The organism is Sphaerobacter thermophilus DSM 20745 (assembly GCF_000024985.1).
Classification (GTDB): Bacteria; Chloroflexota; Chloroflexia; order Thermomicrobiales; family Thermomicrobiaceae; genus Sphaerobacter; species Sphaerobacter thermophilus.
On record NC_013523.1, the window covers coordinates 2,595,868 to 2,608,896 of the forward strand.

A 13,029-nucleotide genomic window follows, 5' to 3' on the forward strand; every position below is an offset into this window, starting at 1 on the left:
GAGAGCCGTGTGGGCGTCAGGCTGCGCGGCAGGTCAGATCAGGACGGCGAACGCAGGACGACCATCGGTCCCACGGAATCGAGGACGATATGCCCGCGCTTCTGCTGGCTGAGGCAGTCCAACAGGCACAAGACGCGATCGGCGCCGGCGACTACCGGCGTGCCGTTGAGACGTGCCGCCAGGTGCTCCACTCCTACCCCGACTGCGTAACCGCACATCGACTGCTCGGTGAGGCGTACCTCGAGCAGCGGGACGAGGCCTCCGCCGAGCGAGCCTTCACCGCGGCACTGCAGCGCGACCCGCAGTGCGTCGGGGCCTATGTGGGACTCGGCCTCATCGCCGAGACGCGCCGCGAGCCTGAGAAGGCCCTGGCCTTCTTCCAGGCTGCCTGGGAGATCGCGCCGACCCGCAACGACCTGCGCGAGCGGGTGGTGCGGCTGGCGAGCGACACCTACGGCCCGGAGGGACGCCTGCAGCTCACGCGCGCCGCGCTCGGGTCGATCCATTATCAGGCCGGCCGCTGGGGCCGCGCGGTGAACGAGTGCGCCGCCGTGCTGGCCGAGTACCCGGGCCGGGTGGACGTTCGGCTGCGACTGGCCGAGGCGCTCTGGCGCCGGGGCGAGTGGGAGCGCGCAGCCGCCAACTGCCGGGCCGTGCTGGAACAGTCGCCCGGGGCCTTTGGTGCCCTGGTGCTGCTGGCGGACATCGAGCGCCGCCTGGGGAACGACGAGGAAGCCGCGAAGCTGCGCGAGCGTGTCCGGGCCGCCGACCCCGACGGCTCTCGCGCGGCGGAGATGCTCGCGGCCGTGCCGGACCGGGTTGACTTCTTCCTCCCGGCCGAGCCGCCGGTGGTGGAGGAACTCGCCGAGCCGGCCGTCGACGTGGAGCGTCCGCGCATTGGCCCCGCGCCCGATTTCACCGCGCCGGAGATTGACGAGACGCCGCCGGCGGCGATGTGGGAATCCGTGGCGCCGGAGCCGGCGATCCCCGTCGAAGACGCGCCCGACGCTGCCGACCCGTTCGACGTTCCGCTGCCCAGCGATCAGGAGCTGGAATCCGCGCGCCCCGACAACCTGTCCACCGCGGGGTATACCGGCCTGCTCCGCTCACTGGAGGACAGCGGCATCGAGCCGTTCGACGCCGCGGCCTTCGGCGACAACGAAGCCGGCCTCCCGCCGTGGGTACTGGAGCCGGAGGAGCCCGCACCGACTGAACCGGAACCCGTCGTCTCGGAGGCGGCCGAACCGGAGCCACCCGCCGCGGCGGCCGAGCCTGCCCCAGAGCCCGCCGAGGAAGAGCCGGATCTCTCGGCGCTGCTCGGCGTCTCCAGCGATCAGGAGATCGAGGCCGCGCGGCCGGATGACGGGCCGCTTTCCGGCTACACGGGCATCCTCCGCTCGCTCGAGGACACCGGGCTGGCGCCCTTCGACCCGGAGATGACCGGCGAGCCGGCTGCGGCGCTGCCCGACGAGACACCCGAGGAGACGCCCGAGCCGGAGCCGGACTTCGCAGTGCCGGATGCCGCGGCAGAGCTTGACGCCGGCGAAACCGACACCAGCGATGTGCTGGCCGGGGACTGGGATTCGATCGACCAGGAGATCCGAGAGGCGATCCCGGGCGAGATGCCGCGGGGCTACACCGACGAACTCCGTAGCCTGGACGCTGCCGGGATTGAGCCCTTCACCTTTGACGACGAGGAGATCCCCTTCTTCCAGCGCACGCGCCAGGACGACGTGCTCCCGGTCGCGGAGGAGCTCGCAGCGGCCGAGGAAGCTCCCGTGGCCGAGGAGGCAGCCGACACCGAGACCGACATCGAGTCGCTGGGTGCGCTTGAGGTGCCGGGCGAGGAGGAGGTCCCGGCGCTGGCAGCCGATGCGGCCGACGAAGCCGACGCGGAGCGGCTGCTGGACGAGGTGGATCTGGCCGCGCTGGAGGGAGACGTCGAGCCGTCACTCGCCGAGACGGACCTGGCCGGGCTGGAGGAAGAGGTCGAGCCGGCACCGACGGAGGCGGTCGTGGACGAGGCGCCGACCCTGCCGGACCGCGAAGAGGTGGTCGATGCCGCTGCGTTCAGCAGCGCGATCGAACGCCTGGGCGTCGGGCCCGAACTCGTCGAGCGGGCGCGGGATGCCAAGGAGGAGTTGATCGCGTCCGGTCGGATCAGCGGCGACCAGCCGCTGGAGCCCGCCGCCGACACCGATGCGGCACCGGTGGAACCCGAGGGCGGCGAGCCGGAGGGCGTCGACCTGGCGGCGCTGGAGGATGCGGTGCGCGAGCAGCCAGACGCCAGCGACGCGCGGCTCGCGCTGGCCGAGGGGCTGGTGGCAGCCGGGCAGGCCGAGGCGGCGTTGGAGCACTACCAGTGGCTCTACCGCCACGCGCCGGACCAGAGTGAGGCGGTCATCCGCGGATTGACCCGGATCACCGAGCTGGCACCGGAGGTTGTACCGGCAGCACACCGGCTGCTGGGGGCGATCTACCGCAAGCGGGGCGACGTCCACCTGGCGTCTCGCCACTACGGCCTGGCGGTGTCGCGGGCGCAGGGGCGGCGCGGCGAGCGGAGGGGGTAGCGCGTGGAGAACTACCTCCTCGAGCTGCTTGACTACCGCGACGTCCTTGCCGTGGTCGCGACGACGGCCGACGGGTTGATCGTGGCCACTGCCGGGCTGAACGGCGACGACGCGGAGGTGGTGGCGGCGTCCGGGTCGGCCCTGGCGCAGCACGTTCTCCAGCAGGGCGAGCGACACGGGAGCGTCAACGTCCCGGGCGGGGCGCTGCACCTGCTGGTCGGCGACGAGCTGATGCTGGTCGCGCTCACCGAGTCGGCAGCGCCTGCAGAGCGGCTGGCGGAGGTGATGGACGGGGTGCTGACCCGGCTTGCCGAGGTGATCCGCGACGACGGAAGCGCGATCGAGTAGCGTGGAAGCTATGGTAGGCTAGCACCGCCGGCGTTGCCGGCGGTGTTTTGTGTCTGTCTGCGGCCGATGAGGGCCGAGCGGGTAAAGCGGAGGGACACGCGCGTGGAGCGAACGCTCATCATCGTGAAGCCGGATGGAGTCCAGCGCGGGCTGATCGGGGAGGTCATCGCGCGGCTGGAGCGGCGCGGCTTGAAGGTCGTCGGGCTGAAGATGATGCAGATCAGCCGCGAGCTGGCCGAGCAGCACTACGGGGTGCACCGGGAGCGACCGTTCTTTGCGAGCCTGGTCGAGTACATCACCTCGGCCCCGGTGGTGGTCGGCGTCCTCGAGGGGCCGAAGGCCATCGAGGTGACGCGGGCGACCGTGGGGGCCACCAACCCGGTGGATGCGGCGCCCGGCACCATCCGCGGCGACTTCGGCCTCACCATCGGCCGGAACCTGATCCACGCCTCGGACGGCGCGGAGTCTGCGGAGCACGAGATCAACCTGTTCTTCCGGCCGGAGGAGCTCATCTCCTACGAGCGCGCGGTCGATCCCTGGATCGTCGAGGAGTAGCCGCGGCGGGTGTTTCACGTGAAACATGGCGGAGGCACCGTGCGACGACGTTTCACGTGAAACACCCCGCGGCCCCGGACAGCAGCGAGCCGGAGAGGGGACTATGACCGGACGTGTTGTGGCCGTCAGCCGCAGTGCAACCCACACCATGAGCAAGCCGAACCAGCCGGTGATCACGCTGCTGGCGGGGCTCGGCGTTGCGGGGGACGCGCACGCCGGGATCACCGTGCGGCACCGCTCCCGGGTGGCCCGTAACCCGAACCAGCCGAACCTGCGCCAGGTCCACCTGATCCATGCCGAGCTGCACGAGGAGCTGCGCCGTTCCGGCTTCAACGTCGCGCCCGGCCAGATGGGCGAGAACATCACCACCGAGGGGATCGACCTGCTCGGCCTGCCCACCGGCACGCGCCTGCGGCTCGGCGCGGAAGCGGTCGTGGAGATCACCGGCCTGCGTAACCCCTGCAAGCAGCTCGAGGGGATCCAGCGCGGCCTGATGAAGGCGGTGCTCGACCGCGACGAGCACGGCAACCTCATCCGCAAGGCGGGCGTGATGGGGATCGTCATCGCCGGGGGCGACGTTCGCCCCGGCGACCTGATCACTGTCGAACTCCCACCCCCACCTCACCGCCCCCTGGAGCCGGTGTGACGTCCGCCGCCTCCCGGTACTTGTGCATTTCATCCTGCGCGAACTGCGGAACCTCACGCGCACGCGGCCGCACCGGCCCGCGCCGTCGCTCGACTGAGGTCGCCACGGAGACGTGCCAGCACCCTGCCGAGGTTTGATCGTCACAACGAATCGGGAGCGGGGTGCAACCCCGCCCCCGGTGAATCGCCTGGCTATCCGGCCCGCTAGCTGTCGGTTTGGTTCATCAGGAGGGGCTGGGTGTTCCAGTAGGAGAGCAGCTCCGCGATGAGGTTCCGGAGCTGGTTGTCGCTCATCCGGCTGCTGACCGGCCGGACTCCCTCGAAGGGAAGCGCCGCAAACTTCTCCTTGCTGGCGCTGGATCGGACATCGGTACGCCAACCGATGATGTTGATCTGGGCAAAGACGGACTCGCCGTCGGTCATGATGTACAGTCCGTAGCCGGGGTCGAGGTGGATGCCGAAGTAGCCGCCTTCCTCGACGCTGTCGAAGACGATCGGGTACCCCGGCTCGACGCGCGAGGCGTACTCCTGCGCCACCGCCTCGAACATCGGGAGCATACGTGCCCGCAGCGCCTTCAGTTCCTCCAGCCCGGCCGACTCGCTCGTCTCCACCTTGGTGCTGCCCGTCACCCGTCACTCCCCGTACTCGCCGGGCGCCGCTCGCGCCGCGGCCTGCTCAGTCGCCGGTCGACTCGACCTCGTCAATTATGGGCGCAGCCGCGGTGCCCTGTCCATCCACGGCCCGACGCGGCGTCCCGCTCGACGACAACCCGGTCAGCCGGAAACCCGCGCTGACGGCCGGACCCATCAGCAGCGCCGAGAGGATCGTCCCCACGCCGAAGTGGCCCCCGAGCACGATGCCGATCAGGACGGCGGCTGACTCGATGAGCCAGCGGACGACGCCGACGGAGAGCCCGGTGATCCGGATCAGCGCCAGGTTGAAGCTGTCTCGCGGCCCGGCGCCGAATCCGGCGCGGATATAGATCCCCGTGGCGATCCCGAGCACCCCGACCGAGGCCAGCAGCATCGCCACCCGCGCCGGGTAGGCCTGCGCCAGCGGCACCCAACCGGCCTCCAGGATGAGGTCCATGAACAGCCCGACAAGGTACATGTTCATGAAGGTTCCGACACCGGGCCGCACGCCGACCAGCCAGCTCGCCGCGATCATGAGAAAGCCCACGAGCTGGCTGGCCTGCCCGATCGTGAGCGGGGTACGTCGCGCGAGGCCGTCGTGGAAGACGGTCCAGGAGTTCGCTCCGAGGTTGCTTTGGAGACTCAGCACCAGTCCCAGCGCGAAGAGCGCCAGGCCGGTGATCAGGATCGCGAAATGGATAAGCCAGCGGCGCCACTCGTCGCGGGTCCAGCCTCGCAGGTTGCGCAGCGGCGGCGGCATGCTGAGCGTCGGCCTCCCCTTGCCAGTCGTTCCTCCCGCCTGGCGCGGGTTGCGCCCGATTCCCCTCCCTGTCACTGCTGTCTCCACCGGCGGCCGCTGGGGCCGACCCTGATCGCATCCGAAATCCGATCGTGTCCGGCATGGACACGCCGCCGACTATACCACCGAACGGGCAGGATGATGCTCCCAATTGCCGACCGGTTCACCGAAATGCAGGCAGGAGTTTGAAAAGGGGGCTAGCGTTTTTCGACGAAGTGTGCTAATGTTCAAAGTCGATGGCCAAGGTTTCAAAGCGCGTGTCCGCGGTGGCAGCGAGGGCCTGTCCCCGACTTATCTCGCCGAGAAAACCTGAGCCTCACCCAAAAACCGGAGCGCCGCCAACGGGGCGGCAAAGCGAAACCAAGGAGATCTCGACGAGATGAGCTTCGCAGACAAGACCCTGACCTGCCGCGACTGCGGCACCGAGTTCGTGTTCACCGCCGGTGAGCAGGAGTTCTACGCTGAGAAGGGCTTCACCAACGAGCCCAGGCGCTGCCCGTCGTGCCGGCGCGCGGCCAAGGCGGCCCGCGAGGGCGGCAACGGCGGCTACACCAGCTACAGCGCCCGCCCGGAGCGCACGATGCACCCGGCGGTGTGCAGCAACTGCGGCCAGGACACCATGGTCCCCTTCGTTCCTCGGAACGACAAGCCGGTGTACTGCTCCGACTGCTTCCAGACGATTCGCGAGCAGCGCAGCTACAGCCGCTACTAGACGTGTGATGCAGCGCCGGGAACAACCGGCGCCCTCATCCAACGACTCACACACCATCCGGTCCGCCCTCAACCGGATGGTGTTCGTGCCTTAAAGCACCCTATAACATCCAACTCAACCGTGTTCGAATGGTCCACGCGCCGTGTACGCGGTCGGCGTCGGCACGTGCCCGGGGTAAACCCCCGGGCACACGCTCATCGCGTATCCCCGACCTATTCGTCAATCACCACGAACCGGATGAGGCGTGTCTAGTACCGCGTTGTTCTTGCCGGGCCAGGCTGTCAGCCTAATCGGTTGCGGCTCGGCTGCGGGATGCTTCCCAGGCTCCCCTCGGCCGGGGGACGGATCAGGTAATGCAGCGACACCGCGCCGATGGTGATGAGGTCACCGTCGCGCAGCACGGCCGACCGGATCGGCGTGCCGTTGATCCGTGTGCCGTTGCGGCTCTCCCGGTCGGTCAACTCATGCCGGCCGTCCGGCCGTAGCGAGATCTCGGCGTGGTAGGCCGACACGGTCGGGTGATCGATCACCAGGTCGTTGTTCCCGAAGCGGCCGATGCGCACCTGCTCGCTCGTGAGCGGGAAGGTCTTGCCGCCGATCACCAGGCGTGGTGTCGCGCTGTCACGCCCACTTGCGCCGCCGAGGGAGGCGACCCGCTCCCAGAAGTCCGCCAACCGCTCGACAACGTCCGGCGCGAACGCCGCGACCGGCAGGGCCAAGACATAGAAGATGGCTGCCCCGGAGACGCGCGCGATCGGATCGTCCCCCGCCTGCACGGCGCCGCGCCAGAGCAGCACCAGCTCGATCCCCCACAGGATGGTCCCGGCCACCAGGATCAGGTTGAGCCACGACGCCCCGTCCATCGTTGCACCCTCCTTCCCCGGGTCCGTAGTGTGGGCAGTATACGCTAGACTGGCCACTCGACGCGCGTGCCCGCCGGGCATGGGGCGTGCGCCGTATCCCGCGGCGCGGACCAAACCAGCTCGAACAACAGTGGCACACGAGCGTGGCAGTTCTACTCGTTGAACGAACGACATGAGGGACGGTGAAGCCCATGGAGGACCGCGACCGGGCCGAGATTCTCGCCGAAATCCTGCGGGAGCGCCTGCCGGGCGTACAGCGGACGATCGAGGAATGGAGCGTGCCGCATGCCGACCCTGTGAACTACGCCCAACTCAAAGATCTGATCTGGCAGGTGCTGGCGCCGCTCGGCCTGAGCCTGATCGGTTTCCGAGCCGCCGAGCGTGCCGCTCTGGAGGGCGCCGACCCGGACCTCCTGCAGCACCGAGCGCTGTTCGCCCGCATCGGCGAAGACGCAGGGCGCGTCCTCGACCGCCTCCTCGCTGCCGCCGACGAGGTGAGGTAGAGACGTGTTGCGTGATGCGTGTTCCGTCGTGCGTGATGCGTCATGCGTCCCCCTCACCCCCGGCCCCTCTCGGACGGAGCCTACCAGGGGAGAGGGGGCACTACGCACCACGCAGTACGGGCGACGTATGACGCATGACGTATCACGCATGACGTCTCACTCCTCCCACCCAAAGGCGATCTGCTCCTGGATCGCGGAGATGGCGCCGGTTTCCTCGGCGCTGGTCGTCTGAAGCCGGCGGAGGGCAGGCTGGACCTCGGCCAGGATCGCTGCCGGCCGCTCGTCGTATGGGCAGCGCTGGGCGTTGTGCCAGGCGTCACTTAGGGTCACCAGGAGCGTGCGGGCGTGGGCAGGGGAGAGGTCGTTCACGATGATGGCGAGCGTTGCCCGTGCGGCGTCGTCCGGCTTGCCGTGACGGCTGTAGAGCAGGCTGAGCGCGAAGATCGCCGGGACGCCCAGATCGGCCGGAACGCGGCCAACCAGCAGCGCCAGGAGATCACGCTGGGTTGACTCGACGATGTCCCAGAAGAGGGGCGAATAGCGCAGGAACGCCTGGCGGTAATCCTCCAGCCCGGCCGGGCCAGGGAAGTGGCGCGCCCACTCCGCCGCGCGCTGTGCCCGCAGGTCGGCGGTCGTAGGCTGAGCATCGCCGTCCTCGTGGCGCTGTCGTCGTCGGAAGATGGCCACCATGGATTCCTCTTCGGGCACGCCGGGCGCCTGGGCCGGACCGGCGCGCTCGCGGCCGTCGTGCTCGCGTCACCGACCGGCAAGGATACCAACCGCCAGGGTCACGCGCTCACACGTGCTCCTCGACGAGCGTCGGCGCCGGTGGCTGGTCGGTGCGCAGGAGGCGTGCGACTGTGGCGATCGCCAGAAGCAGAAGCGGGATCGTGAGGAGGGCGGCGACCATCGGCGCCTGTGGCCTCCAGCCGTAGAGCCACCCGGCCACGAACGGCGCCACCGCCATGCCGGCGCCGGCCAGCAACTCGGCCAGCGCATAGGCCCGTCCCCGGAGCCGGTCAGGGGTCACCTCTCCCAGCGCGGCGTAGAAGGTGGACCATGCCACCATAAAGCCTCCGCGCAAAAGATAGGCGAAAACAAACCAGATGAAGCTCCGGCCTGTCAGCAGGAGTCCGAGCATCCCGGCGACGGACGTGATCCCGAGTGCGATCCCCGCCAGCGGCCGGCGGAAGGGGGCGACCCGGCTGATCACCAGCCCCAGCAGGGCGCTACCGATGGCGGCGATTGACCCGAGCCACCCGATGCGCTCGATGCTCACGGCGTGGATGTCTTGCAGGAAGTTCGGCGCCAGCGTGACGCCCAGCGTCAGTACAAAGATGGTGGCGAACATGAGCAGGAGGTGCAGTCGGATCGGCCGCTCCACGAGCGCCGAGCGGTACGTGACCGGCGGCCCCTCCTGGGTCGACACCGACCCCCGCTCGATGGTGGAGAAGATGGCAGCGCCGGTGGCGGTCAGGCCGGCTGAGATGAAGAGGAGCGCGCGCAGGTTGACGTGCTCGGCGATGAATCCACCCAGCGTCGGCGTGACCAGGAAGGCAGCCGACGGCGCCACCGTGTAGATCAGGGTGAAGGCGCGCGTTCGCGCCCAACCGTTACCCGCCCGCTCGGCGATCGTGCTGGACAGCGCTGGAAATGCGATCGTGCCGGCAGACATGATGAATACCCCGGGAATCAGGTGCCACCACGACTGTGCCAGGCCGAGCAGGAACGTGCCGAAGGCCGCCACCAGCCGGGCGCTCACGATCAGGGTGCGGGGCGGGATGCGGTCGCCGAGCATCCCACTCGGGACGAGGTACACGAGGCGGCAGAGCCCGAGCAGGCCGATGACGAGGCCGATCTGCGGCGGGCTGGCGCCGAGCGAGGCGATGTAGATCGGCCAGAGGGTCTGGTAGATCCCCAGGCCCCCCTCGTTGAAGATCATGCCGAGAAAGATTCGCGTGTTGTCCCGCCCGAGTCCGAGACTCAGCCTCACCACTCGCCGCTCCTTGCGATGTCGTGGAACTGGGACGACATCCCCCGCTGACGCGTGGAGTCGGCTTAGTATAGCCGCGTGCGCGTCGGGGAACTACTGTACTTCGGGTATGAGGGTGTGGCGCTCACCAGGGAGAGCCGCCATAATCGGGGCCGAACGACGATGAGGCCGATCCCAGGGGAGGAAAACGGAAGATCATGATTGATCTGATCAGCGATACCGCGACCCGGCCGTCACCCGAGATGCGCCGCGCCATGGCCGAGGCGCCCGTCGGCGATGAGCAACTCCGGGAGGACCCCACCGTCAATCGCCTGCAGGAGATGGTAGCGGAGCTGACCGGGAAGGAAGCGGCCCTCTTTCTCCCGTCGGGGACGATGTGCAACGCCATCGGGATCAAAGTCCACACCAACCCGGGCGACAAGATCGTGCTCGAGCGCTGGGCGCACCCATATACCTCGGAGGCCGGCGGGCCGGGTCTTCTGGCCGGGGTCATGACGGCCTTGATCGAGGGTGAGCGCGGCGTCTTCACCCCCGAGCAGGTCGAGGAAGCGGTGCAGCCCCAGGGCGGCTTCCACTCGGCGCCGGCGACGCTCCTCTGCCTGGAGAACACGCACAACCGCGGTGGGGGCAAGGTCTGGCCGCTGGAGACGTTCCAGGCTGTGGCCGAGACCGCCCACCGGCTGGGCATGAAGGTTCACCTGGACGGTGCCCGCCTGCTGAACGCCGTCGTAGCTAGCGGTATCCCGGCCAAGGTCTGGAGCCAGTACGTCGACACCGTCTGGATCGACCTCTCCAAGGGCCTCGGCTGCCCGATCGGCGCCGTGCTGGCCGGAGATCGGGAGACGATGGATCGGGCGCGGCGCTACAAGCACATGTTCGGCGGGGCGATGCGCCAGGCCGGGATCATCGCCGCGGCGGGCGTCTACGCGCTGGAGCACAACGTCGAGCGCCTGGCCGAGGACCACGCCAACGCCAAGCTGCTCGCTGCCGGCCTGAGCGAGATCCCCGGCATTGCCATCAACCCGGCCGAGGTCGAGACGAACATCGTCTTCTTCGACGTGTCTGGCACCGGCCGCTCGCCGCAGGAGCTCTACCACGGGCTGATCGAGCGCGGCGTGCGCATGGGCTCCCCCACCGCCACCCGCTGGCGCGCCGTCACCCACCTCGACGTCTCCCGCGCCGACATCGAGCGCGCTGTCGAGGTCATGGAGGCAGTCGTCACAGGGCGGGGGTAAGCGCCGCGCGAACGTCGCACGGTGTCTTGTCCGATGAAGCGGGCTGGAACGGGGCACCACTCGCGCGGCGGCGTCGGGTCCAACCGCCCGGTAAGTGCCCGGGGCTAGAGCCGCCGGGCTGAATAAGATGGGTAAGCCCACTGAAGGGACTGCGATGGCTACATCCATGCGGGCCCGTTTGACCTCCCATTGGATGCAGCGTCCCCAGCCCCTTCAGTGGGCTTTTGATATTCAGCCCGGGGGTTTACCCCCGGGCATATGCCGCGACTCCGGCTCCGGTCGCTGTTTCACTCACCCGGTCGACTCGTCGATTGGTGGCTGCCAGGCACTATCCGGGCCGTGCCAGCCGAGGAGTTCGCCGGTCTCCGCGTCGAGGACGATCACGATCGTGCCGTTCCCACAGACGGACGCTCCGGCCTCGGGGCACTCCGGGGGTACCAGCGCGTTCGTGACTTCGACGTGCCAGATCGGAGCGTTCGGCGCGAGCCCGTCGGGCGCCGGCATCCCGAGGGCGACGGGCTCCGCCAGGACCGTCAACCGAGCGTTGGCCGCTGCCTCCGACTCGTATCCGCCGAGGTCCAGCACTACCTCCCGCGCCCGGGCGACGGCCGCGTCGCTGGTGGGGAGTGCGGCGTCCGGTGGCAGGCTGGCCGGCGGCTCCAGCGCGGGCACCGGCGCCATCGAGCGGGCGATGGTCAGCAACTCATCCGTGGTCAGGATGCGACCGCCCTCCTCGACCGGACCGCTCTCGAGCCGGACCGTCGTCGGTCCTCGTTGCCACCAGACCTGGTTCATCTGGTCGCCCTCATGCACCCGTGCGATAGTGCCGTCGCCGAGGTCCACCTCCACCGCCTGGTCGAAGATCTCCGCGGGCATCGTTTCGCGCGTCTCTTCATACGGCGACGCCTGCGTGATCGTGAGGACGCGCTCCCCATTGGCATCCCGGTAGGTGAACTGCACGCTCGTGAACGCCGGCAGCCGCATCGGCGGCAGCGTTTGATCCAATTCGAGCCCTTCCGGCAGCCAGGAGGGCGCGACCAGGTCGAACCCGGCGGCTGCCTGCAGCGCACTCAGTTCCGACGTGGCAATCACCGCCACGGCGGTCGGCGTCGGGGCCGGCGTCGGCGTTGCTGTTGCCGTGGCCTGGAAGCCGGTGATCATGGGCTGCTGGCCCGCTGTGCCCTGCTCTTCCATACCGGACCGCTGCCGCAGGATCGCGCCGACTACCGTGGCGACGAGCGCCACCACCAGCACGGCCGCGACCATCTCCAGCCATTGCCGGGCCCAGCGACGCTCCCGCCGTGCATCGGCGATGTCGGATGGCAGCGCCGCGCGCTGCTCACGGTATCCGTTCAAAGGGATCAGCTCGACGTGATCGTCGCCCGTGTCGCTCCCTCGTAGCGCCGGCCGCCTCAGCTCCTGCGCCAGCCATGCAACCGCCCGCTCCGGGAACTCCGCATCGGGCCACTGCGCCTGCCCAAGCCGCCGAACCTCACGCGCGAGTGCGCAGAGGCTGGCCAGATCAGGGTCGGCAACCGCGTCGATCTCCGGCTCCTCGCCCCGCTGCAGCGCGTCGATGTAGCGGTCCAGTTGCTCGGCAGCTGACTCACCTCTCATCGTCGAACTCCCTCCTCTACGACGCGGCTGCGGAGCGCCGCCAGCGCGCGGTGCTGCAGGGTGCGGACGGCCCCAGGGCTGCGTCCCATCAGCGTGGCCACCTCGGCCACAGGCCGGTCCTCGATCAACCGGAGCCGGAGCACGGTCTGATAGTCGGGCGGGAGGGTCGCGAGGTGAGCCCGAAGCTGGTCGGCGGTCAGCCGAGTCAGAACCTGCTGCTCCGGGCCTGCCGTCACCGCTGGCAGGTGGGCCGCGTGGTCGATCGTCACCAGCGTCGGCCCCTGGCGGCGCCAGCGGTCGCGGAGGAGGTTGCGTGCAACCGTGGTGAGGAACGCGCGGAAGGGCACGCCACGCTGCTCGTAGCGGTCCAGTCCGCGCAGGGCGCGCAGAAAGACCTCCTGAGTGAGATCCTGCGCCTCAGCCCGGTCCTGCACGCGGTGGTAGATCAGCCCATACACCGGCCGCCATTCGCGCCGGAAGAGCCGATCTAACGCCCGTAGATCCCCCTGTTGTGCCCGTCGCAGCAGGTCATCGTCGCTCATCACGTCCCCCTTCT

The 13,029-nt window shown here is 69.2% G+C and carries 14 protein-coding genes; 7 read left to right on the forward strand and 7 right to left on the reverse strand.

Going from position 1 to position 13,029, the window contains the following annotated elements:
- Window positions 1-89: 89 nt before the first annotated feature.
- The 4 genes from STHE_RS11705 (at window position 90) to STHE_RS11720 (ending at window position 4,119) form a co-directional block, all read left to right on the forward strand.
- On the forward strand, window positions 90-2,570 hold the full coding sequence (locus tag STHE_RS11705) for a tetratricopeptide repeat protein (protein ID WP_012872795.1): 2,481 nt from the start codon (window positions 90-92) through the stop codon (window positions 2,568-2,570).
- 3 nt (window positions 2,571-2,573) lie between these two features.
- Window positions 2,574-2,918: a hypothetical protein gene (locus STHE_RS11710; RefSeq protein ID WP_012872796.1), complete on the forward strand. Its 345-nt coding sequence runs from the start codon at window positions 2,574-2,576 to the stop codon at window positions 2,916-2,918.
- A gap of 102 nt (window positions 2,919-3,020) precedes the next feature.
- Window positions 3,021-3,473, forward strand: coding sequence for a nucleoside-diphosphate kinase (ndk, locus tag STHE_RS11715; protein ID WP_012872797.1), 453 nt, complete (start codon window positions 3,021-3,023; stop codon window positions 3,471-3,473).
- 103 nt (window positions 3,474-3,576) lie between these two features.
- A complete protein-coding gene (locus STHE_RS11720; protein WP_012872798.1) occupies window positions 3,577-4,119 on the forward strand; it encodes an MOSC domain-containing protein in 543 nt (180 codons plus the stop codon).
- Between the two features lie 203 nt (window positions 4,120-4,322).
- On the opposite strand, the gene STHE_RS11725 is transcribed toward STHE_RS11720, so the two are convergent.
- Together STHE_RS11725 and STHE_RS11730 are read right to left on the reverse strand one after the other, a co-directional pair.
- Complete coding sequence (locus STHE_RS11725; protein WP_012872799.1) at window positions 4,323-4,748, reverse strand: hypothetical protein; 426 nt, start codon at window positions 4,746-4,748, stop codon at window positions 4,323-4,325.
- 46 nt (window positions 4,749-4,794) lie between these two features.
- On the reverse strand, window positions 4,795-5,586 hold the full coding sequence (locus STHE_RS11730; protein ID WP_174265936.1) for a YczE/YyaS/YitT family protein: 792 nt from the start codon (window positions 5,584-5,586) through the stop codon (window positions 4,795-4,797).
- Window positions 5,587-5,929: 343 nt separating this feature from the next.
- Between STHE_RS11730 and STHE_RS11735 the strand changes: the two genes are divergently transcribed.
- Window positions 5,930-6,262 (forward strand): zinc-ribbon domain containing protein, encoded by a 333-nt coding sequence (locus STHE_RS11735; RefSeq protein ID WP_012872801.1) that lies wholly within the window; start codon window positions 5,930-5,932, stop codon window positions 6,260-6,262.
- A gap of 281 nt (window positions 6,263-6,543) precedes the next feature.
- On the opposite strand, the gene STHE_RS11740 is transcribed toward STHE_RS11735, so the two are convergent.
- The gene (locus STHE_RS11740; protein ID WP_012872802.1) at window positions 6,544-7,125 is read right to left on the reverse strand and encodes an FHA domain-containing protein; all 582 of its coding nucleotides are present in this window, start codon (window positions 7,123-7,125) and stop codon (window positions 6,544-6,546) included.
- 191 nt (window positions 7,126-7,316) lie between these two features.
- Between STHE_RS11740 and STHE_RS19060 the strand changes: the two genes are divergently transcribed.
- Window positions 7,317-7,628 carry a hypothetical protein gene (locus STHE_RS19060; RefSeq protein WP_012872803.1) on the forward strand — a complete coding sequence of 104 codons (312 nt, stop codon included), beginning with the start codon at window positions 7,317-7,319 and terminating at the stop codon, window positions 7,626-7,628.
- Between the two features lie 156 nt (window positions 7,629-7,784).
- On the opposite strand, the gene STHE_RS11750 is transcribed toward STHE_RS19060, so the two are convergent.
- Both STHE_RS11750 and STHE_RS11755 read right to left on the reverse strand, forming a co-directional pair.
- Complete coding sequence (locus STHE_RS11750; protein WP_012872804.1) at window positions 7,785-8,318, reverse strand: hypothetical protein; 534 nt, start codon at window positions 8,316-8,318, stop codon at window positions 7,785-7,787.
- A gap of 106 nt (window positions 8,319-8,424) precedes the next feature.
- Entirely contained in the window at window positions 8,425-9,624 is a 1,200-nt protein-coding gene (locus STHE_RS11755) for an MFS transporter (protein WP_012872805.1), read from the reverse strand.
- Window positions 9,625-9,818: 194 nt separating this feature from the next.
- On the opposite strand from STHE_RS11755, the gene STHE_RS11760 reads away from it, so the two are divergent.
- Window positions 9,819-10,856 carry a threonine aldolase family protein gene (locus STHE_RS11760; protein WP_012872806.1) on the forward strand — a complete coding sequence of 346 codons (1,038 nt, stop codon included), beginning with the start codon at window positions 9,819-9,821 and terminating at the stop codon, window positions 10,854-10,856.
- Between the two features lie 291 nt (window positions 10,857-11,147).
- Here the strand turns inward: STHE_RS11760 and STHE_RS11765 are convergent, their stop codons facing one another.
- Together STHE_RS11765 and STHE_RS11770 are read right to left on the reverse strand one after the other, a co-directional pair.
- Entirely contained in the window at window positions 11,148-12,473 is a 1,326-nt protein-coding gene (locus STHE_RS11765) for a hypothetical protein (RefSeq protein WP_012872807.1), read from the reverse strand.
- Window positions 12,470-13,015 (reverse strand): RNA polymerase sigma factor, encoded by a 546-nt coding sequence (locus tag STHE_RS11770; RefSeq protein WP_012872808.1) that lies wholly within the window; start codon window positions 13,013-13,015, stop codon window positions 12,470-12,472. Before STHE_RS11770 ends, STHE_RS11765 begins: the two co-directional genes overlap by 4 nt.
- Between the last annotated feature and the right edge of the window lie 14 nt (window positions 13,016-13,029).

Excerpts from the sequence above, each read along its gene's own strand:
- STHE_RS11720 (WP_012872798.1), top strand. The coding sequence starts at position 3,577 with ATGACCGGACGTGTTGTGGCCGTCAGCCGCAGTGCAACCCACACCATG.
- STHE_RS11760 (WP_012872806.1), top strand. The coding sequence starts at position 9,819 with ATGATTGATCTGATCAGCGATACCGCGACCCGGCCGTCACCCGAGATG.
- STHE_RS11750 (WP_012872804.1), bottom strand. The coding sequence starts at position 8,318 with ATGGTGGCCATCTTCCGACGACGACAGCGCCACGAGGACGGCGATGCT.
- STHE_RS11765 (WP_012872807.1), bottom strand. The coding sequence starts at position 12,473 with ATGAGAGGTGAGTCAGCTGCCGAGCAACTGGACCGCTACATCGACGCG.
- STHE_RS11740 (WP_012872802.1), bottom strand. The coding sequence starts at position 7,125 with ATGGACGGGGCGTCGTGGCTCAACCTGATCCTGGTGGCCGGGACCATC.
- STHE_RS11705 (WP_012872795.1), top strand. The coding sequence starts at position 90 with ATGCCCGCGCTTCTGCTGGCTGAGGCAGTCCAACAGGCACAAGACGCG.
- STHE_RS19060 (WP_012872803.1), top strand. The coding sequence starts at position 7,317 with ATGGAGGACCGCGACCGGGCCGAGATTCTCGCCGAAATCCTGCGGGAG.
- STHE_RS11735 (WP_012872801.1), top strand. The coding sequence starts at position 5,930 with ATGAGCTTCGCAGACAAGACCCTGACCTGCCGCGACTGCGGCACCGAG.
- STHE_RS11770 (WP_012872808.1), bottom strand. The coding sequence starts at position 13,015 with ATGAGCGACGATGACCTGCTGCGACGGGCACAACAGGGGGATCTACGG.